The organism is Terribacillus saccharophilus, assembly GCF_000725365.1.
In the GTDB taxonomy this organism is placed as follows: domain Bacteria; phylum Bacillota; class Bacilli; order Bacillales; family Amphibacillaceae; genus Terribacillus; species Terribacillus saccharophilus.
Genome location: NZ_CP008876.1, coordinates 909,896 through 936,484, shown reverse-complemented (window position 1 = coordinate 936,484; position 26,589 = coordinate 909,896). Strand labels below are relative to the sequence as shown.

Genomic DNA, 26,589 nt, shown 5'->3' with positions numbered 1-26,589 from the left:
CTTTTCTTATACACGTCGCAAGAAGCCTTTATCAAAGAAGTATAGATAGCTTTCTTTGACCGGTTTCTTCCAAATCCGTTCAATTGCCTTAGCATAAAGTTCAATCTGAACCCGGTACTTCTCTGTGAGAATTTCTGCTCTCCTATTAGGATCTTCTCCATAAAGTGTATCGGTTTTGTAATCCAGGAGCACAAGTCCGTCTTCTTCCACTAAAATCTGATCGACCACTCCCTGAACTACTACCTTGTCAGAAGCTGCACCTGCCCAATCGTTGTATATTTCATTTGCAGGAAGCGCCAGTGTAAAAGGAGTTTCCCGATAGAAGTGTTCAGCCTGACGTATGCGATCTGCTATTGAAGACTCCAGGAAATCAAGTATCAGCTCCACGTCAATGGACGCTGCAGCATCCTGCTGTAAAAATTCCTTATCTACCAATTCTAGCAGGAACTCCTCCAGCTTCTTCTTATCCCATTCTTTTTTTATGTCAAGCTGCTGCAAGACAGCATGGACTGCACTGCCTCGTTCTGCCGGTGTAAGTTCCTTTGATTCCTGCAGGAAACGTGGTCTGCTGGCGATCGGAGCTCTTTGCTGAATACGGTTCATCACACCGCTATCACTGTAACTGTCCCGTATTTCGCGCTGACGTTTAATTTCTGTCACAGTCTGCTTTGCACGGAACTTTGTCGCTTCAGTATGCAGGTAATGATAAGTCAGCCGGTTTTCGACTTCTTCCTTCCAATCTGAATCTTCTTCACCTGGATTCCAGTCAGTAATACGTTGAAGCAGCTCTTGGTTTGCTTCTTCTTCCTGCTCATCAGAAGTTAGATAATCTCTGCTTTCTTGGAGACGAATTCGCCACTGCGAACTGTCTGCCGTGATTTCTGTCGGCAGCTGCTGGGATAGCTCTTCAGCTCTGAGATCCATTGCTTGTTCGTGTCGCAGCAATGCAGGTGCTACCCAATCCAAATAAGAGGTTGCTTCCAGTCGATAATGCGATGGCAGCACCCATGAAGGATGATCAGCAATTTGACGCCATTTTTGCAGCTTTTTCTCCAATGATGCGACATTGCCTACCATGACCAGTTTTTCCTTTGCACGTGTCAAAGCAACATAAAGCACCCGCATTTCTTCCGCAAGTGATTCACGCTGTTTCTCTGCCTTTAATGCATGGTAAATCAAAGTAGGATACATAAGCCGTTTTACCGGATCAATATATTTACTGCCAAACCCTAAATCTTTATGCAGCAAATAACGTTCCCTCAAGTCCTGCTGGTTGAATGTTTTATCCATCGCACCAGTGATAACAACAGGAAACTCAAGACCCTTACTTTTGTGGATGGTCATGATTCGAACGACGTCTTCTTGTTCACCTAAAGCCTTCGCAGCTCCAAGATCGTCTCCGCGCTCTTCCATACGTTCAATGAACTTAACAAAGCGGAACAGTCCGCGGAATGATGTATTCTCATAGTTCCGTGCCCTATCATAAAGAGCACGCAGGTTAGCTTGACGCTGTCTACCGCCTGGTATACCACCAACAAAATCGTAGTAGCCTGTTTCTCTCATGATTGACCAAATCAAAGCTGATAATGCACCCTGCCTTGCTTCCATTCTCCAGGACCGAAGCCACTCCAGCAGCCGTTCGATTTTTATAGAAATCTCATCATTTGCAGTACGAACGTAGGCCCTCGCAGCTTCATAATAGCTGCTTCGTTGATCTGCTAGTCTTACTTTTGCAAGGTCATCTTCCTTTAGACCAATAATAGGACAACGTAAAACGGCTGCGAACGGTATGTCTTGAAGTGGATTATCGATGATTTTCAGCACACTCATCATCACTTTGATTTCGATGGCCTCCAGATATCCTGTCGAAAGCTCCGCGTATACCGGAATGCCTTGCTGCTTCAATTCCTCCACAATTGCCGGCGCCCAAGTCATGGAGCGCAGCAAGATGACAATATCCCGATATTGAATATCGCGCTGCTGCTGTGTGGATTTATCGACAACCTTCATTGCACCATGGCCATCGTGGCCGATCCATTGCTGAATCATCCTGCTGTACGCGCGCCCTTCCAGCTGCGCTTTCTCCAGGTCCTCCACCATTTCCGTGTCGGTGTCAGCATCTTCAGCTTCTTCTGTACCATCACGATTAATGATAACTAGTTCAACATCGGTGTCATCCTGTTTCAGGTCATCATACATTTTGTTTGCATAAATAAGCTCTGCTTCTTTTTCATACTGCATTTCTCCGACGTCTACTGAGAAAAGCTGACGAAAAATATAGTTAGCCCCGTCCAGCACTTGCTGACGGCTGCGGAAGTTGCTGGCCAAATCAATACGCATAGCTGGATGTTCCGGGTCAGAGAAAGCCTTATATTTATTTAGGAATAATGTCGGCTCTGCATGACGAAAGCGATAAATGCTCTGCTTTACATCTCCAACCATGAACATATTACCGCTGCCTGAACGGTCAGAAATCAATGTAACAAGTGTTTCCTGTACTAGGTTAGTATCCTGATATTCATCTAATAATAATTCCTTAAAACGACTCTGATAGCTTTCGGCAATGCTTGATGGAATAATCTGTTCTGGTGTGCTGTTTTCGTCTATCAGCACCTCAAGACAAAAATGCTCCAAATCCGAAAAATCGACTAATGCCCGCTCTCTTTTCTCTAATTGATAACGGCTGCGGAATTGTTTGACTAGCAATGCAAGTTGCTGGATCGACGGATAAAGCTCAATCATATCTGATAAGTAGATTTCGAGCTTTCGAGCAAACCAATCGCCAGAAAGCTTGCCCCATCTCTTTTTATAAGAATCACGCAGCGCTTTTGCCTGCGATTTTTTCATGTCATCACATTCAACCTTTTTACCGGAAAGTCTGCCGAACGATTGCTCTTTAATGAAACTTACAGCATCATTCCAGCTTCCTTCCACAAGGAGCTTCGCTTCAGCAATGAATTTCCTTTCAGCCTCGAAAGTTTCTGCGTAATGATACGGTCCATCCGGTTCCTGTGTCAGAGCGAGACCCTGATCTGCTTCCTGCAGCATCGCCTGCAGCTGATCATTTGCTTCACGTTTTAACACTTGCAGCCATGGCAGTTCATTCTCATCCTGGATAGCAGATACATTATACAGCTCTGCCATCTGATCCAGCCAAGCCTCCGGATATGGATTCTGGGTAGCAAAATCATATAATTTCAGAATCAGATCTTCTACTTCCAGATCATTGCGGTCATTACTGAAACGATCAACTACTCCAAAGAAAGCTGCTTGCTCCTCGCCTTCCTTACCGTACCATTCTTCCAGCAGATCCCCCATTACTTCTTGGCGAATCAGATCCGCTTCTAAGTCATCTGCAATACGGAATCCTGGATCCAAATCCAGCATATACGCATATTTGCGTACAACATCCAGGCAAAACGAGTGGAGCGTGGAAATAGACGCATTCTGCAGTAATGACAGCTGCTTGCGAAGATGCTGAGAAGTAGGATTCGCCTCCAGAGCCTTTTCAAGAGCTGTTCCAATCCGGCTGCGCATCTCTTGTGCCGCTGCATTCGTGAAAGTCACGACTAGCAGCTGATCGATATCAACCGGATCATCTTGATTCACAAGCTTTTGGATAATCCGTTCAACAAGAACAGCCGTCTTACCAGAACCTGCTGCAGCTGCGACTAAAATATCATGTCCTTTGGCGTCAATAGCAAGCTGCTGTTCGTCAGTCCACATTACCATGTCGTTCCACCTCCTTCTTGATGCTATTCAGTACATCTTCATCCTTCATATCTTTTATTGCACGATATTTATTACCAGCAAGTGATGCGTCGAATTGGCACACTGCCTTGAAATCACAAAACGTACAAGCACTTCTATCATGATGGCGATATGGATTCAAATGCACACCGCCATTCGTTATATCCAGGCCGGCTTGCTCCATTAAGAATCTAGTATGCTGCTGCAAAGCGTGGAAAGTGTCTTGATCAGCCGTCTGGGAACCAGCGCGGAATGCACCATCTTTTTTCAGACCAGCCGGAATGATCTTGCTCATACCTGATTCCAGTGATGTATCCATCATCCGGGCAACAGATTCGTTTTCCAGCAACATGCCTTGCATCTTGAATTTCTTGAAAATCTCGTCCTCTATATCCACCTGTGATCTGCTCGATTGCGAAATGAGCGGATTATGCACATGGAAGTATAATACACCAGCTGGGGTCGCTTGCAGGCCTAGCCACTGCTCCGAATGAGACAGAACAACATCCAAGTAAGCGAGCATCTGAAGCGCGAGACCATAGTAGACTTCTGTCAGGTTCAGCGCTTTGCTGCTGGATTTATAATCGATGATACGAAGAAACAGATCTTCTTGATCGATTGCTTTATCGACGCGGTCAATTCGTCCTCTTAGCTGGACATCATAGCCATTTGGCAGCGTGATCTCAATTGGCGGCAGTGTCTGGTTTTCCCCGAAGTCAAGCTCAAGCCCGACTGGAGAGAACTTACTTTGCCGCGCCTGTTCACTTAGCGTGTAGGCAGCACGCGCGATAATTTCCTGAAGCTTTTGCTGGATATACTTGAACCGATTGGAGCTGTGGAGAATTTGATTCTGCAATACAGGCGCGAGGTTGCCCATCGCTCGTTTTGCGTATCCTGTTGCATCTTCCCGGTTAAGCTGCGCATAATTCCGCCCATCGAGCTGAACCCAATCTGTGATCTGCTTCAATGCTTCATGGAAAAGCTGCCCGATATCCGGGGCATCCAGCTTATAAGTCCGCCTGTTTTCCAACCCAAGACTGTACTTGGCAAAATGCTGATAAGAACAGCGATAGTAGGTTTCCAAGCGTGATACACTTGCCTTCACCTTTTTAGGGAAAAGCTGCTCTTTTGTCTCTTCCGCCAAATCCTCTGTTTCGTTTCGATAGAAGAGGCTTTGCAGTATTCTGCCTGTCAGCTCATGCTCGCTCTCATGGCTGATGAACCAGTTCAGTACGCTATCCCAGACAGGATGCACTGGATAACCACGCATTTTGCGGGCAAGCTGCGTCGTAAGAGCCGAACGACTTTGATCGATAGTAGCAACAAAACGAGCCGTATCCAAGCTGTCCTCTGGATCCTGAAGCATACGCTCGTCACAGCACCAGTCGAATAAATCTTTCATGCGCTGCACGAGTGAAGAAGCCATCTTCGCTTTTCCTTCCTGGTCACTGATGGGATAGCTTACCCAAAGCCGTTCACTTGCAGCCGTGAATGCAAGATACATATAAAAGCTCTCATCCAGCAGCTGACGTTTGCTTCCAGCCGCAAGCTGTAAACCGTATACAGCCAGTACTTCCCGGTCTTCCTCGCTGATGAGTCCATCAGGCTTCGGCTTCATCGGCCATACCCCTTCGTTGACTCCAAGCAGGAAGGCACATTTCAACCCACTTACCTTACTATGGTCTATTGTGCCGACAATCACTTGATCCAAACTAGGAGGGATATGGGCAAATTCAAGTGATTCAAAACCCGTCTCCATCGTATGGCGGAAAACTTGAAGGGAAACGCGTTCATCCCCAACAATCTCCACTGCTTCATCCAACAGTTGAAGTACACTATCCCATACTTGGTCCTGCTCTCTTGCTCTTTCCAGCTCACCGCGATCGTCGAAGATAACTTGCATTTCCTCAAGGCGCTGCGGTACTTGCAGCTGTTCCAGCCAGTTGTATACAGCAATCGATCGCTCACGGAATGTCTTACCTTCCCGCAGCTTCCGATCAAATTTCTTCATCGCCTCTGCTACCTGACGGCGATAATGATTGATCCGTTTCTGGGTTTCCAGTTCCTTGTCAGTTTGCCGTGTTGTATCAAATCCACGGAATCGCTGGAAAATCCAGTCTTCTTTCTGCAGCCAGCGATCCCTGGAACGTATACCATATTCAAGACAATAGTTCTCTAATTCATCAATCGCTTCCTCTGTTAGTGGATAAACGTCATCAGACGATGGAATCAAACCTGTTTTTAGTACGCGGAAAACAGCTTCATATCGCCAATTCCCATCAACAACTTCCATTCCTGAACGAATCAGTTCCAGCAGCGGGTGATGGATCATCGGCTTTTTCTGATCAATGAAAACAGGTATATGATAATCCGCAAATACTGTTTCGATTAGCTCATGGTATACATCCGCCTGTCTGAGCAGTATCGCAATATCTTGATAACGATAGCCTTTTTCCCGTACGAGTGTGACTATCTCCTGCGCTGCACCTTCGACCTCCGCTCTTGGGTGGACTGCCTGTGCCAAGGTGATTGGTACTTCCTGCTTTAACGTTGGAGCTGGACGTGTTTCCAAATGCTTCTCTAAATGAAGGAAAGCTGGGTTATGCCCAAAGCGCCCATCTGCAGGATCGAGCTGCTCGATCGAAGTGATCGGCACATTCCTTTCCTGCGCCGTCTGTTTGATCTGAAGGAATGTATCATGTGTGCGCGCAAATAAATCCAGCTCGTCTACATCGTGGCGATTCGCTCCATCCAATGTAAGTGTCACTGTCACTTGCTCTGCTTCTGTCATCAGTGCACCAATCACCTCTAGCTCCTGCGGCGTAAACTGGTGAAACCCGTCCAGGTAAATCTCCGAACCTTTTATAGAACGCGACAATGGTATTTTAGACGCAAGCAAATGCAGCTGATCCTCGCTGTCGATATACTTATCCCGTAAAAGCGCGGTCAAACGATCATAAATATAGCTGATATCTTCCAGCTTATCCCGTAGTGTAACCTCAGGGGAATGCTGCTGTTGAAACTGCTTCATTTCCCGGATTTGAGCATGAAGAAGTTCCGGCGTAACACGATAGCGCTTCAGCTCTGTGATCATGCTTTCCAGCTGCCCCATAAAGCCGTTCTTCTCAATTGCTTTCTGGAAGACATTCCAGTCAGATTTACGTTCCTCGGTAATCTTCCGGAGCATCATCTGAACACCTGTCGAGGTAATGAACTGCTTAGTCGCACCGCCTGTCTCCTGCAGGATATACCAAGCCAGCCGTGACAGACTGTATACCTGTGCACGGATGCTTCCTTCTACACCGGTTTGCCTGATCAGCGCCTGCTCCTGCTGAAAGGTCATCTGGTCCGGAACCAGATAAAATATATTCGATCCCATTGGATCACTTTTTAATTTAGCTGCAATCTCATCGAGACATGCACGGCTTTTTCCTGCTCCAGACCGGCCGATGATAAAACGTACACCCATTCTAAGCTCCACTCCTGTCTTCCAAACTAGTAATCTTATTCTATCATGTTCAGCGGTTTATGGGAAAACAGATGCGCACGTTTGTTCGCTTGTATATATTGGAAAAGCTCCTTATCAAAGATAAGGAGCTAAATGCTAAGTCCAGATGCAGACATTGGCCAGAAATGGGCATCCACCTTCCCAACAACTTGTTCGATCGGGATGAAGCCAAATGAGCGGCTATCAAGGCTGTCCCTTCGATTATCACCCATTACGAACAGCATTCCTTCGGGCACTGTCGTTCGCCCGGTGACGTCTTCCAACGTGAAATCATACGTCAGCTGACCATCGACATCATCTTTATACGTTTCCAGATAATGCTCAGGTCTGTATTCACCGTTTACAAACAGTCTGTCATTGCTAACTTCCACTGTATCCCCTGGCATTCCAATAATCCGCTTCACATAATCCTCATCTTTTGTTGCGTGAAAGACGATGACATCGAAACGCTGGATACTATCTGCGTCGTTCATGAACTTGTTCACCATCAGGAAGTTACCGTCCTGTAAGGTCGGCTCCATTGACTCCCCTTCCACTCGATAATCTGCAAAGATTAATTCTCTGGAAAAGAAGATCAAAAGCACGATGCCGGCAAACAGGAAGAAAAACTTCCAATGTTTTTTCTTTTTCATGTGCTTTCCTCCGGTGTAAGTGTTTGCAACACTTTACCCCGGCTTGAATAGCTTTAATCCTTATGTGATTGCTCCTGCTTGCCGTTTTTCTTCTTCAATCTTCCTTCTACGTATTTACCTACCATCCAGAACAAGATGATCGCAACAGCTACGACAACCGTCTTGATCGGGTTCTCCGCAAAGGAAGTCAGACTGTCACCGACGTAAGCAATTGAGAAAATCATCAGCGCTTTACCAAGAAATACCGCTAAAGCGAATTGCTGCACACTGATTCTCGATAATCCTGCGACTACATTGATGATAGCCGAGGGCGAAAATGGAAAGCATAAAAGAATGAATAACGGACCAAATCCATGACGATCCAGCCATTCTGTTATTCGATTTACTTGTTTATTATGTCGCAGCCAATTGATTACACGTGTATGTTGATAACGGCGTATCAGCCAGAAGACGGTGATCGCTCCAAGTGACGTACCGATCCACGAATATAGGAAGCCCCATAACAGACCGTAAGCTACAGTGTTCGTTAGTACGAAGACAACAAGCGGCAGAAATGGCAGGAAAGCTTCCAAAAAAGGTAGCCCAATGCCGGGTATAGGACCCAGATTCTCATATCGATCAAGCAGGGACTTCGCATAATCGTCCCATGTTCCATTGCGGAACATTTCCATCAAATCGTTCCATCCAAAACCTAAGACCATCTAACCATTCTCCTATTCCCAGCAAAAACATCTTTTTACTATTCTAAACGAAAAGCCCAAGCATGCAAAGTCTGACAGGATTATCCCTTCTTTTCCTGCATTTGGTTAGTCATTTGAAAATTACCTGTACTATCCTGTTTTCACTTTGCATAGCATAGGGTATAATGGAACACATGTTCGTATTTAGGAGGAAAGGCATATGCGTTGTCTTAGTGAGTCGGAATATAAGCTGGGATCCCGCTTCCTGTTTCTGTCAATGGCCATTGTTGTCCTGCAGCAGGATATCCGGATTGTAGAAGAAGGAAAGCATAAGATAAAAGCGCATCTGTTACATACATTACAATCGATGGAGAAAACTGCATTGGAGGAGCGCCGTCAGCTGCGTATTCAATTGCGTCAGCGTAATATGCAGATTGTGACAGCGGAGAAAAACGACGCCTTCACCACCTTCCTGTTCATCACAAAGGAATGTGAGGAAAAGCGTAACTATTTTAATCCGGCAATACGGAAGAAAGTCGAGGCTATCCTGATGGAGCTTACACAAAAGGCTCCGCAATCTGGTCCCCGCCATACTTCCACAAATGCCTGATCCGCTTATCCAGCAGAAATCGGTATTGCGCAGTACGCTGGACCTGGTTCATCATGGATCCATAAGAAACATCAAGGATGAGTGTATGGCCATTCTTAAATGTGAGGGTTGTTCGCTGATGCGGGGCGGCTTCTATCCGCTTGATGTGGGAATGAGAGATCCAGGAGCATGCATGGGAGAGTGGTGAAGAGGTGGGAAAGAAATACATACCGCTGACAGGGTCTATCGATATCGGGGCCTTATGAGTGATTCCACATATATCTTTCACACCTGCCTGCCTTCCTTTTAAGCTACTTCCATAGAACTTGCAGGCCAAATCGATGAATCTGCTCGGAGGGGTGCGAAAAGTAAAACTATCTTCAGTCTCGATTACTTCACAACCTGCTTGACCATTGTCGAGGAGCTTTGGCAGTACAGCCATTGTAAGCGGCGTAAGTTCTGCCATGGTTGGATTTTGTTCTATCTGCTGCATCCTGAAACATCCTTTCTGATGCAGGAAAAGAGGGATTGATTCTACAATAGCAAAATTTCAGGCGTGAAAACAGGAGAATACCCTTTTCTTAATAGAATCCTTACAAAAAACAGGTAGAGCTAATGTCTCTACCTGTTTTCCTGATAAGATTCTATTGTTTTGATACGCTCCTGGTTGGATGGATGTGTGGAGCGGAGCCATTGGAATAGCGGCCAAGGGTTTGGATCGCCTTTAGAAACCTGCTGCATATTCTGAAACATATGAATGCCTGCTTCTGTATCAGGTGCATGCTCCAGCGCATAAGCATCCGCCTGCCGCTCCATTTCTCGGGAAACATAAAGGGAAACAGGCTCGCTCGCAAATTGCAAAGAGCTAAGGATAAGCAGGAAGAGTGGCACTGCTCTCAGCTGATGAGCACTTATCTGTTTTTCAGCCAAAAATTTATCTGATAGTTTTTTGGTTACCCAAAGGAGGACAAAGCCTAGTAAAAGAAAACCAGCTGTCCCCCAATACACATGATGCAGCACATAATGACCGATTTCATGGGCGACGATGAACAAAACCTCATCTTGGGCCAAGCCGTCGACAGTCGTATCATAGAGTACTACACGAGCACTGCCGAACAGTCCCGTGACATATGCATTATACGTAACCGTTTTGGCGCTTTTATCCACTTCCAGCAGTGTTGCATCAGGAATTCCTGCCTCACTAGTCAGCTGCTCTATTTCCGTACGCAATTCGCCATCAGGAAGGTGATAGAAATCTTCATACAATGGATCAATCCACATCGGCTGGACATAGACGACGAAAATCGCACTAGGCACAAGCAAGAACCACAAAATGATCCACCAGTTTTTACGGAATCGTTTCATCAGTAACTCTGATACGAAAACGACAGCTGTGACAGCCAAATAAAAGAGAAATAAGCTAAGCACGTATTCTCCTGCCCAATCCCCGAAATTCTGGACACTGATTTGCGCTTGACGCGCATTCCAATAACCCGCCAACCGGAATGGAAGCTGAACAATACCGTATACGCTAGTCAATAAAACCATATAGCCGGCAGTTGCGAAGAATTTAGGCAGTCGTTTTTCCATGCTAGCAGCTATTTTCTGCAGCTTATCGTTCTTCCAAACAACATAAAGAAATAGCGGCAATAACGGCAGTCTGGAAAAGTAGACTGCATGACCGATACTTGCGTATGTACTTACATCCACATTCCACTCTGTATAGACGAATGGAAAGAAAATCCATATTGCTAAAAGATAGATCATATAAGCAAGAAGTACCCGTCTCATCCGATTCCTCCTGTAAAAAAGAGACGGCCCGAAGGTCGTCTCATAGATGATTAGTACATAAGATCAATAAAGTCATCTTTCTCGATCTTACCTAAGTAATGGCTCACATTTACATCCGCTAGCGCTTGCTGAATCGACTCGCGCTCATAACGGACACCTTTCAGTTTTTCCTCAAGCTCCCCGACTTCACCGACACCAAAGTAATCACCGAAGACACGGATCTGCTCAATGATACCACTCTTCACATCCAGACGAACATCAACATTCCCTGATGGGAATTTATGCGTCTGCTGAATATTGAAGCTCGGCGATTTACCGTAGTTCCATTCCCATTTCTGATAGCGTTCTTCACTGATTTTATGGATGGCTTTCCAATCCTCTTCTGTCAGTTTGTAACGTGGTACATCCTTCGTATCCTTCACATCGAAAATATAACGAAGCAAAATTTCCTTGAATTCATCCATTGGAATTTTGTTATCCATAAATTCAGAGATATTCGCTACACGGCTGCGAATAGATTTGATCCCTTTGGATTCGATTTTCTCTTTCTTCACCTTCAAAGCTGACACTACGTGTTCAATCTCTGAATCGTACATTAATGTACCATGACTGAACATTAAGCCACGTGTGGAGAATTGCGCATTTCCGGAAATCTTGCGTTCACCAACAAGCAAGTCATTCCGTCCTTTCAATTCTGCTGGTACACCGAGCTTGTTCAATGCATCTGTAACCGGCTTAGTGAATTTAGCAAAATCCTGGAAACTGTTACCGTCGTCCTGTGTGATAAAGCTGAAATTCAAATTCCCCATATCATGGTATACGGCTCCGCCTCCGGATAAACGGCGTACGACCTTAATGCCATTATCGTCTACGTACTTCGTATTGATTTCTTCAATCGTGTTCTGATTCCGGCCGATGATGATGGATGGTTCATTGATATAGAAAAGCAAATATGTATCGTCTTTGCCGAAATTTTTCAGAACATACTCTTCGATCGCAAGGTTAATCCTCGGATCTGTAATACCTTCGTTATCGATAAAACGCAAAATAAAGACCCCCAGTGTCAAAATTGTTTATCCTACTAATATTCTACCGAATCCTCAGCATGATAGCAATTCAGACAAAACGGGAAGGTTCTACCCTTCCCATGTCAATCCTTCATATGCTAGCTTTACATGTCCACTGTAGACGCTGCTTGCTTCCTCCAGCAGCTGACGGTGTTCTCCAAAATGCGGAAGATGACTGAGAAAGAGATTTTTCACACCAGCCTGCTCCGCAATGCCGCCTACTTGCAGGCTGTTCATATGACCGGCAGACTCGCCATCCTGATGCTGATAAAAATTACAATCAGTAATAAGCAGATCCGCATCTTTGCTGAACTCCGCCCATTCCTCTAAATAACTGGAATCAGCTGTATACACAATATCAGAGACACCGTCCGAAATCCGCATACCATAGCACGGGACTGGATGCTTCGTTTTCATAAATGTAATAGCAAAAGGCCCTATACTCAGAATTTCATCTGGCTTGTAAGCAATCCCATCGGTAAATTTATGAGATAAATTCTTAAAGCCTTCCTCATCTTCTTCGTGACCATAGATTGGCAGCACCTCTTCTGTTCCTTTCAAGCTGTTTTGTACTTGCCAAACATGCTGCAGTGCTCCGATATCTGCTATATGATCCGGATGATAATGACTTACAACAACCGCATCCAATTCCTTTGGATTAACGAAAGCTGGCATCCGCGATAGCGCCCCGCTTCCGCAATCCAGCAGCAAGGCATATCCGTCCTTTTCTACTAAATAACACGAGCTGGCACTCTCTCTGCCAGGGTATGCTCCCCAAAATCCTATTACTGTCAATTTCATAATTTGTGCACCTCTCCTTCTACTGTTACATTACCGAAATTCATGCATGTAAACCACCTAATGTGTAAGGAGTTCTCCAGTCAAGGGCTGGTCTCCTTTTTGTAAATATGACATAATATAACAAAAAGAGAAAAAACGCATGCGGGGGATATAACATGAGACCAGAATTGACACGAATCACTAACGCAGATGATTTTTTAAATTATTATTGGCTGAAAGAAGAACTCGTCCAATTCTGCCGGGAAAATGAATTACCAGTCTCTGGATCCAAGATGGAGATTACAGCAAGAATTGAAAGCTTCCTGCGGGACGGTCTCATAGAAAAACCGAACCAAAAACAATTACGCAGAAAGAAGAAATCCAAAGAACCGCTCAGCCGTTCCACCGTCATTACAGAAGACCATCGATGCAGCCAGGATGTACGAGCATTCTTCAAGCAGGAAATCGGAGAGCATTTTCATTTTTCGACTTATATACAAGACTACTTCCGTGCAAACATCGGCAAAACATACGAAGATGCAATCAATGCATGGCATGAAGAACAAACCCGTAAGCAGGACCCTGCTTATAAGAAAGATATTGCCCCTCAGTTCGAGTATAACCGATTCATCCGCGAATTCTTCTCTAACCCTACTAACAAAGGAAAGTCGCGCAGCCAAGCTGTTGAGGCTTGGAACAAGAAAAAAAGCAAGCCGTATTCGCATAGTTCCTAGAATGTTACCTGTTTACATATATCTATGAAATGACAAGTTACAAAAAAAGCTTCTCCCTTAGGAGAAGCTTTTTTCGCGCAAGTAAGCAAGTACGTTTTGTACAGCTTGTTCGCCACTATCGATACAATCCGGAATACCAATTCCATCGTATGAACCACCCGCAAGGAATACACCTGGAAGGTTGATGGCCATATTGGCACGTACATCAGCGACGCGCTGCAGATGGCCGACAACGTATTGCGGCATCGCTTTTTTCCAGCGGCTGACCACTGAAAATAGCGGCTTGCTTTTTATTTTCATGATTTTATTCAAATCTTTTAAAGCGATCCGGACGATTTCCTCATCGGACAAGTCCACTATCCCGCTATCATCAGGTCTTCCGACGTAGCAGCGGAGCATGACTTTGCCTTCTGGTGTCGTGCCTTCCCACTTTTTATGAGTCCACGTACAAGCTGTAATCCGATACTTACTGTTGCGGGAGATCACAAAGCCTGTACCATCAATATCCTTCTTGATAGCAGAAGCATCGAATGTCATTGCAACCGTAGCTACAGATGTCGCCTTCATCTCTTTCAGCTGTTCCATGAAATCATATTGGCTCAGCATACGCTGAACCGCAAAGAAAGGTGAAGCAAGCACTGCAGCGTCAGCTCGGAATACCTCTCCGTTGCCCAGGAGCAGATGATAATGATCTTCTTTGCGCTCGATATGATCCACAGTTGTATCTAAGTGGACAGTGCCTGGATCAAGCTTCGCTTCCAAACCTTCCACCAAAGAGCTAAGCCCGTCCCTCAAGGAAAGAAATGCACCTGGAGGCTTCACATCTTTCTTTTGTTTTGGCGGCTTCGGCATAGTTGCCTGCAGTCCTTTAATCACACTTCCATACTGCTGTTCTACTTCATAGAATTTTGGATATGTGGCCATCAGACTTAACTCATCGATTTCACCGGCGTATACACCAGACAAAAGCGGCTCCAAAACATTCTCTACTAATTCATCGCCGAAGCGGCGTCGGAAAAATAATCCCATAGATTGATCCTGGGCTTCTTTACCTTTTGGCAGCATCGGCTCGACACTGATACGCGCTTTCGCCTTAGTAGAAAGAAGACGTGACTGATAGAACGGTTTTAGTTCTGTCGGCACACCCATAAAAGCTCGCTTCGGCATTTTATGTAGCTTCTTGCCAGCTAGGATATAGGATTGTCCCGTATTGTTCCGCACGAGATCCTTTTCCATGCCGATATCGTGAATCAGACGGGATGCTGATTCTTTACGTGCTAAAAAGGAATCAGGACCGCGTTCAATCACGAATCCATCTTTTTTCAGCGTGTCGATCTTTCCGCCAAGATGGCTGGAGGCCTCAAACAGCTTTACTTCATAATCCAGACGATAGGCGCGAATCTGCTTTTGAAGGTAATAAGCGGTCGTCAGGCCGGCAATACCGCCCCCGACTATCGCAATCTGTTTTTTCTCAGCCATGGCGCTCAACTCGTGCCTGCTGCTCCAATACCACCTTCGCCAATGTATCGATGAACTGCTGGTCCGTGTTAGGCATTGCCGGACGGTAGTATTTCGCGCCTAGTTCGTCACAAACAACCTTACATTCATAGTCATTATCATAAAGTACTTCCAAATGGTCCGCAATGAAGCCAACTGGTGCATATACAAAGGAGCGATAGCCTTTTTTCTCGTAAAGCTCGCGAGTAAGGTCTTGTACATCCGGTCCAAGCCATGGATCTGGTGTATTACCTTCACTCTGCCAGCCAAGCTCCACATTCTTGATGCCAGTTTGCTCTTGAATCAAATCAGCTGTACGTTTCAGTTGATCCGGGTAAGGATCGCCATTTTGAAGGATTTTCTCCGGAAGACTGTGAGCAGATACGATAAGCGCTGCTTTTTCACGCTCTTCCTTGTCCATAGCAGCGAAGATCTCAGAAATATTATCTGACCAGTATTTGATGAATCCTGGTTCGTCGTACCAGCTTTCTACAGACGTAATTTGAAGATTACCTGCTTCTGCAGCAGCTTTATGAGCACGCTCGTTATAGGATTTCACACTGAATGTGCTGTAATGTGGTGCCAATACAAGTGAAATAGCTTCTGTAACGCCATCTTTCGCCATTTCAGCAACACCGTCTTCAATGGAGGGCTCAATATGCTTCAAACCGAGATAAGCCTTAAATTCGATAGCATCCTGAGATTTGTTCAAAGCTGTTTCAATTGCTTCAGCTTGTTCCTTCGTAATACGTGCAAGCGGTGAAATACCGCCGATTGCTTTATAACGGCTAGTCAAATCCTCTAGCATTTCCGGTGTAGGCTTACGTCCGTGCCGGATGTCTGTATAATAACGTTCAATGTCTTCTTCTTTATAAGGCGTGCCGTACGCCATAACTAGTAAACCAACTTTTTTCTTTGTCATGTCTTACACCTCGGGTTATAAAATTGAGTTTTGTTTAGCGGAATACGAATGGATGAAGGCAGTCAGCTTCTTCAGCACACTAGGGCTTATTTCAGGCGTCACGCCGTGGCCAAGGTTGAACACGTGCGGTCCTGCTTCCCGGCCTTGATCCAAAATCGATTTAGCTCTCTCTTCCAGCACCTTCCAATCACTTGTAAGGAATGCTGGGTCAAGATTTCCTTGAAGCGTCTTTGTAATGCCTTTTTCTCTTGCTTCTTTAATGGAAAGTCTCCAGTCAAGTCCGATGACATCCACCGGCAGATCGTTCCATTCCATGATCAGATGACTTGCTCCTACACCGAATAGGATGAGCGGAACGTTTGTTTCACGCAGTTCGTTGAATATACGCTCCATTGTCGGTTTGATGTACATACGATAATCTGCTGCATTCAAAGCCCCTACCCAAGAATCGAAAATCTGGATAGCTGATGCTCCGGCTGCCACTTGCGCTTTTGCATAAGTGATAGATACTTCCGCAAGCTTATCCATCAATGCGAACCATGCAGCAGGATCACTATACATAAGTGACTTTGTCTTATGATAGTTTCTGGATGGTCCGCCTTCAATCATGTAGCTAGCCAATGTAAATGGCGCACCAGAAAAACCGATCAACGGTATTTCCAGCTGTTCCTCTGTCAGGAGCTTGATCGTATCCAGAATGTAAGGCACGTCACGCTTTGGATCCAGGGTGCCAAGCTTCTCCACATCTTGAATGTTGCGGATAGGGTTGGCGATCACCGGACCGATTCCTGACTTGATATCAACATCCACGCCAATGCCTGGCAATGGTGTCATGATATCTTTATATAAAATTGCTGCATCGACATCATACTGTTCGACCGGAAGTCTTGTCACATAAGCTGCAAGCTCTGGCTGATGCGTAATTTCAAACAGAGAATATTTTTCTTTGAGCTCGCGGTATTCTTTTTGCGATCTCCCTGCTTGACGCATATACCATACCGGCGTGTAATCCGTTGCTTCCCCGCGGAATGCACGCAGTATTGTATCATTTTTGATGTTAGGCATAATCGTTCTCCTTCGTCTCCTCATTATCCGTTCCCACTATACGAAATTTCATGAGTATTTGTATAGCATTTGACTCATAAAAACCCCAATTTTTGATGAATTGTGTCAGAGTCGTGAAAATCGTCAGAATCCGAATCCCGATAGGACAGTATGGTTGGATTCAGCGCCGTTTTCATCTGTCAGCGGGTTGAATGGAACTACATAATAAGTGGCGTCTTTCAGCGGATTAACTTTATCCACTGTAAAGGATCCTTTTCCTTGTACTTCCCCGATTTTCTCTGCACCATCGTCTGTTTCTTTGTAAATATGATAGATGATTCGCTTGTCATCGCTTGCTGTCCAAGTCAAATCTGCATTCACGATCCGAAGACCACCGAAACCATATGAGATAGATGCATCCGTAATGGTTGGCAATTCAACTGGCCCACCGATATCTTCTGCATTTTCCGGCTTCTCAAAGCTCGTCGACATTGTCCGATATTGGGAAACTTGCCGCAAAATTGATTTCGTGAGGGCAGTAGGCATCGAACTTCCGCTCTCCAGGTAGTTTTCATCATTCGTTTTGTCATAACCCATCCAGCTTACTGCGACATATTCCGGTGTGTAGCCGGCGAACCAGGCATCCTTATCTGCTCCATCTACTGTCGGGTGCTGTGTCGTTCCTGTCTTTCCAGCCAGAGCTCCATAATAGGTACCTGCAGTTCCGGTACCTCCAGTAATGACTCCCTGTAGCATGCGTGTCATATCCCAGGCCGTCTGCTCCGAGAATACGTCTTCTGTTTGCGGCTCTGCTTTGAAGGCAGCTTCCCCGTTACGATCATAAATTGCGTTGATGGACTGAGATTCGATCCACTGCCCTTCATGTGCGAACGTTCGGAAACCTTCCGCGATTTTCAGCGGTGTTAACCCTTCCTTCAAGCCGCCAAGAGCAATGGATAGACCTTTGTCCTCTGGCAGGTCGATATGCATTTTCTCTAAATACGATTTGCTTGTTTTGATGCCGATTTGATCAAGCAGCCAAACAGCTGTCGTATTCTTCGATTCCTGCACGGCCTCATACATCGTGATATCACCTTCATACTGATCGTTGTGGTTAGATACCGTGTACTTTCCATTGTCATATGACTTCTTCTCATCCGGCAGCTCACTGTACGCATTGTAATCGCCTGTATCCAATGCTGGTCCATATACCGCGAGCGGCTTCATGACCGATCCTGGCTGTCTCTGCACTGTCACACGGTTTATATCCCCGTATTGGAACTCACGCGCCCCGACAGCTGCAACGATCTTACCGGAATTCTGGTCCAGCATGACAAAGGCACCTTCAATGCTATCTGTCGAGCCATCGAAATACGTGTCATCCTGCATTGTATTGTAAGCTGTGCGCTGGATATCTTCATCCACATTCACCACAATCCGATAACCGCCAGTCCGCAGATTTTCCAGAGATAAATCATATTTCTCCTGCGCTTCTTCTGCTACCAAATCGATATAGCTCTCAATCCAAGGACGCTCTTTCTCCTCCTCAGGTTGAGTCACACCAAGTTCCTCTGCTTGAGCAGCTTCTTTCTCTTCGGCTGTGATATAGCCTTGCTCTTCCATTTGATCCAGAACAAGATTACGTCTTTCTTTCGCCAGATCCGGATTATTATTCGGCGAGTACGTATTCGGCGCTTTTGACAGTGCCGCAAGCATCGCACTTTCCGATAGAGTCAGATCGCTTGCACTCTTATTGAAGTAATAATTAGCAGCAGACTCAATTCCATAAAGACCATGCGCAAAATAAATTTCATTCAAATAATATTCGAGGATCTGCTTCTTCGTGTACTGTCTCTCCAAGTAAATAGCAGCCATCGCTTCCTTCGCTTTCCGGGTGAAGGTCTTATCATTTTTGAAGAAGAGATTTTTGGCAGTCTGCTGTGTAATCGTACTTCCGCCCTCCACTTTGCTCATCGCCAGAATATCACGGTATAAAGCTCGTGCTGTTGCCCGAAGATCGATACCATGATGCTTATAGAAACGAGCGTCTTCTATGGAAACAAAAGCATTTTTCACATGTTCGGAAATCTCATCGAATTTGACAGGTTCCCGGTTTTCTTCATAGAATTCCGCAATTACTTCCCCATCCTGATTCTCTACTGTTGAAGCAGCCTTCAAAGTCAAATCATCTTTATCAATTACGAGTCTTCCCCCGAAAAATAACAGGATATAGACTGCGGTTATGCCCGCCAATATGATACCAGTCCCGAGGAGATATAAAGTCTTCCTGCGCATCCGTTTATGCTGCTTATGTTCTGATCGTTTCATATCGTTTCTTTCACCTCTTACGAATCCCCCATGTTCATTCTATAACCTTTATTATACGACAAAAAATGCCATTTACCCATCTTTCTATCGATTGGAGTCCAAGCTTGCATTACACTATGCGTAATTGCTACACTGACTGTAACATACTGCCAGGAGGTTGAATACAAATGACCGCACACTTCACCAATGGTACGACTGACTTTCTTCGCCAGCTGAAGGCAAAAGAACAAGCAAAAATCTGGGTGTTCGAAGGGCCCGAGGGTGCTCTGGCTTATACAGAGGAACCAGATGCCGCAAGTTTCACAACACCTCGTACATATGAACGCGTAACGGGTACAGGCGACCTTCCTGACGAAGGTTATATCGCAATTAATAACATTCCTGTTACAGACGAAGGTCGCCCTATATTTGAAGATGTATTCAAACGCCGAGCAGGCAAAATTGATCAAACTCCCGGTTTTAAAGCACTTCGCGTGCTTAGACCTAAATCTGGCAACACATATCTTGTATTGACAGCATGGGAATCCAAGCAGCATTTCGAGGATTGGAAAACATCTGAAGCCTTCCAGCATGCACATAAAAAGGATTCCGACCAGCCGAAAAAACCACCCTTCAGTGCTGGACCAGCATATGTCACCACATATAAAATTGATAACGAAGAATAAACAGAGCCTGTCCGACTAAGCGGACAGGCTCTTTTCTTAACATATTCAATTGGAGCGTACTTTCTCTCTTTTCTCCAGTTTATTCTGCAGCCATTTATATAACAAAATCCAAATGACCAGAAAAATAATTCCATAAGCATAACCAGCCAGTACATCGGTCAAGTAATGAACGCGGAGAACATACCGACTAAAACCGACTAGCACGATGATAAAAGCTGCCGTGAAAGCCGCAATATACCGCTTGCTGCTCTTCATGTATTCCCACATAAAGTAAAGAATGATGCCATATGTAATTAAAGACACCATCGAGTGACCGGATGGGAAACTAAAACCCTCTCCGTCCACTAATGCTAGAATGGTCGGTCGCTCCCTTTCTACCAGCTTTTTGATGAGGAAATTGAATTGATAACCAAAAGCTGCGGCTGTAAACACAATACCAGCACCGATTAGATTCCTCTTCCTAACAGCTAAAAATAGTCCAAAAACAAATGTAAGCACGCTAAGCACGATACTTGATCCGAGTTCAGTTATCCAGCGGAATAAATCGTACCATAAAGTATCCTGTAAGGATTTCGCAAACGGCGCTGTCCACTGATCCAGCAGCGGATCTGTATGCAGTCTGACGTCAGTTGTAAGTATAGTTGCTACGATAATTGCAATCGTAAATAGTACTATATATCTTTTTCTATGCGGGAGTTCCATCTTTTCACCTCTGATTGATTGTACTATGGCACTTGTTTAGAAAACAAACACCTGGGGAATATACTCTACAGATAGCCAATCAGAAAGGATGATAAACATGGCAGACAATATTAGAAAAATTAAAGATGACTCTCAATTACAGGAACTTATCAATGGATTGAACGTGGACTTAGCGAATGAGTATGCAGCTTCCATCATGTATACAACATATAGCTCCGCTGTTTCAGGTCTGTCTCGAGCGTATTTGAAACCATTCTTCGAGGATGAAATTACGGACGAAATCGGACATGCAAAATATTTAGCAGATAAGATTGTAACACTCGGCGGTGTACCGACTACAGTTCCAGCTGAAGTACCGTATCACACCGATGTTAAGAAAATGCTAACAGAAGCACGTGATGCGGAACAGGATACGATTGACCGTTATGAAAAACGCAGAAAGCAGGCTGAAGAACTTAATTTGACAGAGCTTGCAACCAAGCTGGAGGATTTAATTACGGATGAGACAAATCACCGTGATGAGCTCAACCGTCTTTTGAGCGACTCACGCCTATCCTAAATTGCTAAACCCATAACCAATTGGTTATGGGTTTTCTTATATATTTTCTGAATAAAGCAATAATTATTAACAAGAACTATGCTATACTGGTCTTATTTCATATTAATAAGGAGGCTGGTGCAGCATGCTAGAGAAATTATTCACCAAAATAGATGAACTTTATGAAGACATGGTTGCGACTAGAAGGTACCTTCATCAGCATCCAGAACTGTCCTTTAAAGAAGAAAAGACAGCTGAGTACATTGCAAATACATATGAGGAACTTGGTATCCCCTATGAAAAGAATGTTGGAGGTAACGGAGTAGTTGCCACTCTCCAAGGCGGAAAACCTGGTAAAAAGATTGCCTTGCGAGCTGATTTCGATGCGTTGCCAATCCAAGAAGAAAATGATGTCCCTTATAAATCCACAGTACCAAATGTGATGCATGCATGCGGTCATGATGGACATACAGCAACACTGCTAGGCATTGCCAAAGCAGCCAAAGCATTGCAGGACGAATTACCAGGCACGCTTGTTTTCGTACACCAGCATGCAGAAGAATATGCACCAGGAGGCGCGAAACCGATTATTGAAACTGGTATCCTTGATGATGTGGATGCTGTATTCGGAACTCACCTCTGGTCGAACACCCCGCTTGGCACAATCGAAACAGCGGATAAAGAATTCATGGCAGGAGCAGATCGCTTCGAAATTGAAATCATCGGCAAAGGCGGGCACGGTGCTCAGCCACATCAGACGAAAGATGCCGTTCTAATCGGATCTCAAGTCGTAACTGCGCTTCAGCAAATTATCAGCCGCCGCTTAGATCCACTGGATACAGCCGTCATCACCGTCGGCACTTTCGAAGCAGGCGCAGCGTTCAACGTAGTTGCCGGAACAGCTAAGCTTACAGGAACAGTCCGTACATTCGATACTGCTGTACAAGAACAAATTAAAGCAGAAATCGAAAATGTATTAAAAGGTATTACAATAGCTAATGATGCAGAATACACGTATGACTATATCGAAGGGTATCCACCAGTAATTAACCACCCTGCCGAAGCACAATTAGTTCTGGATGCTTCTAAGCAAGTGGAAGAAGTTCAGGAAGCGAACAAGGTGCTGCCAACGATGACTGGCGAAGATTTCTCTTATTATCTGCATGACAAACCAGGAGCTTTCTTCTTCACTGGCGCTAAGAAAGAAGATCATTATTATCCGCACCACCATCCGAAATTCGACTTTGACGAAAGAGCAATGAGCATTGCTGCCAAGACACTACTCAGCACGTGCATTGCTTACCAATGAAAAAAGATCAGCGTGAAAAATCACGCTGATCTTTTTTATGTTAACATGCGGATCCGATATGCATGCATGGCAGCTGTACCCAACTGTTCGAGAAACTTGCCGTTGATGATGGCTCCTACGAAGGCTCCAACACCGGGCAGCATCTGTATCATTTTGATTAAATCAATATGATCACGGTATTCCTGCTGAAGTACCCTCCAATTTACATCTTCGATGGCACCGGTAACTTTATTCCAATCACGGATTTCCTCCCACAGCTTGACCCTCGTTTCACTGCTAGAGAAAGTAGCACTGAAAATCTGCAGCAAGAAAACCCGTTCGCTGAATGCCGTTACATCAAAACCATAAATTCTGCCAATATCGAATAAGCATTTCATCTTAATACTAAGAAGAAGCGGAAAATCGGCCATACCTAAAATAATACCTCCAGCACCAGTGCCGGCACCTTCCAATCTTGCAGTCGTTTTATAACGATTGATGACTTTCCGAACTTCTTTCTCACGTTGTTCAAAACTCCATTTATGATCGATCTTGATCGGATAGATGTAGTTAGAAGACGTCAGGCTGAGTTCTATCATTTGGCGAATAGCAGTTGTAATTGCGGTGTGCACAGCTGCTGGAATCTTATCGGTAATTGTATCCTGTGTACCTTTGGAAAGCCGGTGAAACCTGCCGCCGCGCCGCTGTAAGGAATGATAATAAAACATCGCTTCCTTCAGTTTTCTTTCCTTATAATAGTCTTCCGCCATCTGAATCCCTCCTATTTCAACCGTTTCGGTACATACATACGGACAAATCCGAGACCGAAGGCAAGTCCGGCAACAAGTGCCAAAACAAAACCGACCACATCGACGCGGAGAAGGAATACTAGACTAAGCAGCACAGCTTGTATAATGGCCAGCTGCTGAAGAAGAGATAATAATGCACGCTTTCGAGTGTCTCCCGCAACAGGATACAGATCCATCCAGGCGATTGTCCGGTGATGCTTCCACATTCCAATAAGCTGGAAACCAGTCAAATAAAGAAACAACAAAGCAAACGCCAGCTGCACCCAAAGATTAGGGATGAAGTAGATGATAACTCCAGCTAAAATCGTCAATCGCAGAAAGAGTCCGAAATAATCCCCGCCTCTTACAAAAGTGATCCGGAACAGATAATCATATGTATGTTTCTGTTCGAACGGAACTCGTTTAGTGAAAAGATTGACGATGGACTGCCGTTTATGGACTTTCGTCTTCAAGTGCGGTACATCTGCAAATTGGTTTGCGATTCGGTAGAATGCCTGCATTCGTGCTTGATCTTTTTCAATAAGCAAATCCCAAGCCAAGCCACCCTGTTTCCGGGTGATAGTATAGTCCACAAAAAGAAGTACGACGAATAGAATCGTCAAAACTGTTGCTGCAATAAGATTGCCTCGTAAAAACAGCCAAAAACTTCCGACGTTCAAAACAAGCCGCAGCGTCTGCTCCATCCTTCTTATATTGACATTCCGTATCTTCAGCATCCACCAATTCATGTGAAGATTCCACAGCTTGAATACAAGCAGAACAATAAAGACAAGCAGATAAGATAAAAATCCTTCTCCTAAGTCTGCAGCAAAGAACAATGGCGCTAGCGCCGCAGCAGCTAATACTAATAAGTAAAGCTGCGTAAAGAAGCTATAGCCGATAGTTAATTTGAAATAGCGGTGCAGCTTTGGCTCAAGCGGCAGCATGAATATTAAATCTGCTTCTTTTAATAAAGTACGCACAGGACTGTAGCTGGCCAGGAGGCCGAACACAGCACCAATTAAAAGTGCAGCAGGAAAGTCCGGAGTTAATCCCTCTAGCCACTGCTGATAATAATAAGCAAGCCCCGAGATCAGGAACAGCATCGCTATCATAAGATGCTGGTTAAATATGTATCGCAAATAGCGATTCATTTCCTTCATATGATCGGTAAGCCGCTGTTTGAAAAATGTTTCTGCATTAAACATGGCTGTCTTCTTCTTTCGTCAGCTGTACATACAAATCATCCAGCGTGGCATTTTGCATATTGAATTCATTGCGCAGCTCTTCCATCGTACCCGCTGCCCGCAGCTTTCCATCATGCAAAATAACAATGCGGTCGCAATAAAGTTCTGCTGTCGCCAAAATATGCGTGGACATCAATACGCCGGCCCCATTATCCTTCGCCTGATTCATCAGCTGCAAATAGGATTGAATACCAAGAGGATCGAGTCCGACAAATGGCTCATCCACGATATAAAGGTCAGGTTCGACAAGGAAAGAACACATAATCATCACTTTCTGACGCATCCCTTTCGAAAAATGGACAGGAAACATCTTTAGTTTCTTTTCAAGTCTGAATTCCTTTAACAAAGGAGGAAGGCGTTTATCAAACTCCTCTTTTGACAGCTCATATGCTTGTGCTGTAAGACGAAGATGATCGTATAAAGTCAATTCATCGTACAGCACCGGCATTTCCGGTATATAGGAGAAATTGCTCCGATATGTCTCAGGTGAAGCAGCAAATGTACTTCCATTGATCTTGATATTACCGCTCTTTGGCTGCATAAGACCGATAATATGTTTGATCGTCGTACTTTTACCTGCTCCGTTTAGGCCAATGAGCCCGACAATTTCCCCAGCATCTACTTGAAACGATATATCATGCAGGACATTTTTATGTGTATACCCACCGGTCAGTGAATTAATATGTAATAAAGGCTGCATTACCCTTTCCCCTTTCTAAAAGCACGCTTCTGCTAAAAGTTTACCAAAGCCCGCCGTATTTGCCAAAATAAAACGGTTATAACCTCCGTCAACCTGCACATACTAATTTCGAAGCAAAGAAGTTGCCAAGAGGTTTCCGAAAGCAGTACCCATTCCTAAAAAAATGAGGTGTTGGTTGGAGATACAGACCGCTACGTCCGAAAAGTAAGCTGATTTACATTTGTAAGCAAGCTGAAAGTGTACTGGCGCAAACATCGTAAGCCGCTGTACAGTTCGAAATGGTTTTACTCTTGGCAACCTTGCTTCAAAGGCAGACACTCCCAAAACGCGAAGAATTCCAATATTCCGGTCGTTACGGGATGTCTGCCTATTTTTATTCGACTTACTTTACAAGCATGTCCATTCCTTTATACAATATGTATACACTTTAAAGGAGTGATCGTATGCACGAAAAGGATTGTATCTTCTGTAAAATTGCTGCTGGTGAACTGCCATCTGCGAAAGTATATGAAGATGACCACGTACTTGCTTTTATGGATATCGGCCAGGTGACGAAGGGGCATACCCTCATCATCCCCAAAACACATACGAAGAATATATACGAAACACCGCCAGAAGTAGCCCAAGAAGTATTTTCTCGTGTACCACGGATTGCAAATGCAATTAAGGAAGCTTTTCAGCCGGCTGGCTTGAACGTATTAAGTAATACGGAAGCTGCTGCAGGTCAAACTGTATTCCATCTGCATGTGCACCTTATCCCAAGATACGGAAAAGATGATGGCTTCAAAGCTACCTTTGAACAACATGACAATGTTGCCAGTGAACATCTTGGTGAATTGGCGGAAAAAATCAGCAGTAAAATCCAGTAAGATTGTCTCAATAGGTTTCACTGCTACATAGGAAGAGAAAATAGTATAATGAAGTAGGAAGGAGTGGATATGATGGCAAGTGGCAAATCAATCGCTTTAGGTATACTCGTAGGCAGCACAGTCAGCGCTGCAATCACATTGCTGACTGCACCGTCCTCCGGCAGTGAACTGCGCGCAGATGCTAAACAGCGCAGTGACGAATGGAAGGTAACATTCAATAACTTGAAGAATGAAGGTACACAATTGAAAGAACAGATCGCCAGAACGTCTAAGGAAGGCGCTGTTATGTTCAAAGAATTATCGGCTGATGTTAAAACTTCTATTGATAGCTGGAAACGTACGGTTGAACCGCACCAAAAGAATATCCAGAAAAGCCTGTCTCAAATCGAGAAAAGCTTGAAAGACCTGGAAGAAAAAGCGAATCAAAAGAACGGCAACGAATAAAAAATGCTCTCCGTTATGGAGAGCAT

General features: G+C 44.7%; 23 protein-coding genes. 7 read left to right on the top strand and 16 right to left on the bottom strand.

Features of this window, described 5'->3' with window-relative positions; genetic code table 11:
• Positions 1–6: 6 nt before the first annotated feature.
• The 4 genes from addA to GZ22_RS04785 all read right to left on the bottom strand — a co-directional run bounded on the left by addA (position 7) and on the right by GZ22_RS04785 (position 8,591).
• Complete coding sequence (gene addA / locus GZ22_RS04800; protein ID WP_038559307.1) at positions 7–3,732, bottom strand: helicase-exonuclease AddAB subunit AddA; 3,726 nt, start codon at positions 3,730–3,732, stop codon at positions 7–9.
• Positions 3,716–7,219, bottom strand: coding sequence for a helicase-exonuclease AddAB subunit AddB (gene addB / locus GZ22_RS04795; RefSeq protein WP_038559304.1), 3,504 nt, complete (start codon positions 7,217–7,219; stop codon positions 3,716–3,718). Before addB ends, addA begins: the two co-directional genes overlap by 17 nt.
• Positions 7,220–7,347: 128 nt before the next feature.
• A complete protein-coding gene (gene lepB / locus GZ22_RS04790; protein ID WP_038559302.1) occupies positions 7,348–7,890 on the bottom strand; it encodes a signal peptidase I in 543 nt (180 codons plus the stop codon).
• A gap of 53 nt (positions 7,891–7,943) precedes the next feature.
• Positions 7,944–8,591 carry a TVP38/TMEM64 family protein gene (locus GZ22_RS04785; protein ID WP_051748044.1) on the bottom strand — a complete coding sequence of 216 codons (648 nt, stop codon included), beginning with the start codon at positions 8,589–8,591 and terminating at the stop codon, positions 7,944–7,946.
• 199 nt (positions 8,592–8,790) lie between these two features.
• On the opposite strand from GZ22_RS04785, the gene GZ22_RS04780 reads away from it, so the two are divergent.
• The gene (locus GZ22_RS04780) at positions 8,791–9,180 is read left to right on the top strand and encodes a YhjD family protein (protein WP_038559299.1); all 390 of its coding nucleotides are present in this window, start codon (positions 8,791–8,793) and stop codon (positions 9,178–9,180) included.
• Here GZ22_RS04780 and GZ22_RS04775 read toward each other — a convergent pair.
• The 4 genes from GZ22_RS04775 to GZ22_RS04760 form a co-directional block, all read right to left on the bottom strand.
• Positions 9,128–9,652 carry a competence protein ComK gene (locus GZ22_RS04775; protein WP_051748042.1) on the bottom strand — a complete coding sequence of 175 codons (525 nt, stop codon included), beginning with the start codon at positions 9,650–9,652 and terminating at the stop codon, positions 9,128–9,130. The two genes, GZ22_RS04780 and GZ22_RS04775, sit on opposite strands and share 53 nt — an antisense overlap.
• Before the next feature lie 128 nt (positions 9,653–9,780).
• Entirely contained in the window at positions 9,781–10,950 is a 1,170-nt protein-coding gene (locus GZ22_RS04770) for a M48 family metalloprotease (protein WP_051748040.1), read from the bottom strand.
• Between the two features lie 50 nt (positions 10,951–11,000).
• Positions 11,001–11,996, bottom strand: coding sequence for a lipoate--protein ligase (gene lplA / locus GZ22_RS04765; protein WP_038559297.1), 996 nt, complete (start codon positions 11,994–11,996; stop codon positions 11,001–11,003).
• Positions 11,997–12,086: 90 nt separating this feature from the next.
• Positions 12,087–12,818 carry an MBL fold metallo-hydrolase gene (locus GZ22_RS04760; protein ID WP_038559294.1) on the bottom strand — a complete coding sequence of 244 codons (732 nt, stop codon included), beginning with the start codon at positions 12,816–12,818 and terminating at the stop codon, positions 12,087–12,089.
• Between the two features lie 155 nt (positions 12,819–12,973).
• Here GZ22_RS04760 and GZ22_RS04755 point away from each other — a divergent pair, with 155 nt between their 5' ends.
• Positions 12,974–13,531 carry a DUF6434 domain-containing protein gene (locus GZ22_RS04755; protein ID WP_038559292.1) on the top strand — a complete coding sequence of 186 codons (558 nt, stop codon included), beginning with the start codon at positions 12,974–12,976 and terminating at the stop codon, positions 13,529–13,531.
• Positions 13,532–13,588: 57 nt separating this feature from the next.
• Here GZ22_RS04755 and hemY read toward each other — a convergent pair whose 3' ends face one another.
• From hemY to GZ22_RS04735, 4 genes are all read right to left on the bottom strand, one after another.
• Positions 13,589–15,010: a protoporphyrinogen oxidase gene (gene hemY / locus GZ22_RS04750; protein ID WP_038559289.1), complete on the bottom strand. Its 1,422-nt coding sequence runs from the start codon at positions 15,008–15,010 to the stop codon at positions 13,589–13,591.
• The gene (gene hemH / locus GZ22_RS04745; RefSeq protein ID WP_038559286.1) at positions 15,003–15,950 is read right to left on the bottom strand and encodes a ferrochelatase; all 948 of its coding nucleotides are present in this window, start codon (positions 15,948–15,950) and stop codon (positions 15,003–15,005) included. Before hemH ends, hemY begins: the two co-directional genes overlap by 8 nt.
• Positions 15,951–15,965: 15 nt before the next feature.
• Entirely contained in the window at positions 15,966–17,015 is a 1,050-nt protein-coding gene (gene hemE / locus GZ22_RS04740) for a uroporphyrinogen decarboxylase (RefSeq protein WP_038559283.1), read from the bottom strand.
• Positions 17,016–17,138: 123 nt separating this feature from the next.
• The gene (locus tag GZ22_RS04735; RefSeq protein ID WP_084160652.1) at positions 17,139–19,322 is read right to left on the bottom strand and encodes a transglycosylase domain-containing protein; all 2,184 of its coding nucleotides are present in this window, start codon (positions 19,320–19,322) and stop codon (positions 17,139–17,141) included.
• Positions 19,323–19,489: 167 nt separating this feature from the next.
• On the opposite strand from GZ22_RS04735, the gene GZ22_RS04730 reads away from it, so the two are divergent.
• Positions 19,490–19,987 carry an antibiotic biosynthesis monooxygenase family protein gene (locus GZ22_RS04730; protein ID WP_038559280.1) on the top strand — a complete coding sequence of 166 codons (498 nt, stop codon included), beginning with the start codon at positions 19,490–19,492 and terminating at the stop codon, positions 19,985–19,987.
• 45 nt (positions 19,988–20,032) lie between these two features.
• On the opposite strand, the gene GZ22_RS04725 is transcribed toward GZ22_RS04730, so the two are convergent.
• The gene (locus GZ22_RS04725) at positions 20,033–20,689 is read right to left on the bottom strand and encodes a phosphatase PAP2 family protein (protein ID WP_051748038.1); all 657 of its coding nucleotides are present in this window, start codon (positions 20,687–20,689) and stop codon (positions 20,033–20,035) included.
• 97 nt (positions 20,690–20,786) lie between these two features.
• On the opposite strand from GZ22_RS04725, the gene GZ22_RS04720 reads away from it, so the two are divergent.
• The gene (locus GZ22_RS04720; RefSeq protein ID WP_038559277.1) at positions 20,787–21,248 is read left to right on the top strand and encodes a ferritin-like domain-containing protein; all 462 of its coding nucleotides are present in this window, start codon (positions 20,787–20,789) and stop codon (positions 21,246–21,248) included.
• 124 nt (positions 21,249–21,372) lie between these two features.
• Complete coding sequence (locus GZ22_RS04715) at positions 21,373–22,536, top strand: M20 family metallopeptidase (protein WP_038559275.1); 1,164 nt, start codon at positions 21,373–21,375, stop codon at positions 22,534–22,536.
• 35 nt (positions 22,537–22,571) lie between these two features.
• Here the strand turns inward: GZ22_RS04715 and GZ22_RS04710 are convergent, their stop codons facing one another.
• Genes GZ22_RS04710 through GZ22_RS04700 form a run of 3 tightly spaced genes read right to left on the bottom strand, consistent with a single transcriptional unit; the run spans position 22,572 to position 25,250 of the window.
• Positions 22,572–23,285: an EcsC family protein gene (locus tag GZ22_RS04710; protein ID WP_038559272.1), complete on the bottom strand. Its 714-nt coding sequence runs from the start codon at positions 23,283–23,285 to the stop codon at positions 22,572–22,574.
• An 11-nt stretch (positions 23,286–23,296) separates the two neighbouring features.
• Positions 23,297–24,511 (bottom strand): ABC transporter permease, encoded by a 1,215-nt coding sequence (locus GZ22_RS04705; RefSeq protein WP_038559269.1) that lies wholly within the window; start codon positions 24,509–24,511, stop codon positions 23,297–23,299.
• Positions 24,504–25,250: an ABC transporter ATP-binding protein gene (locus GZ22_RS04700; protein WP_038559265.1), complete on the bottom strand. Its 747-nt coding sequence runs from the start codon at positions 25,248–25,250 to the stop codon at positions 24,504–24,506. The genes GZ22_RS04705 and GZ22_RS04700 overlap by 8 nt, the downstream gene beginning before the upstream one ends.
• 443 nt (positions 25,251–25,693) lie before the next feature.
• On the opposite strand from GZ22_RS04700, the gene GZ22_RS04695 reads away from it, so the two are divergent.
• Positions 25,694–26,119 (top strand): HIT family protein, encoded by a 426-nt coding sequence (locus tag GZ22_RS04695; RefSeq protein ID WP_038559262.1) that lies wholly within the window; start codon positions 25,694–25,696, stop codon positions 26,117–26,119.
• 69 nt (positions 26,120–26,188) lie between these two features.
• Positions 26,189–26,563: a YtxH domain-containing protein gene (locus GZ22_RS04690; RefSeq protein ID WP_318540562.1), complete on the top strand. Its 375-nt coding sequence runs from the start codon at positions 26,189–26,191 to the stop codon at positions 26,561–26,563.
• Positions 26,564–26,589 lie beyond the last annotated feature (26 nt).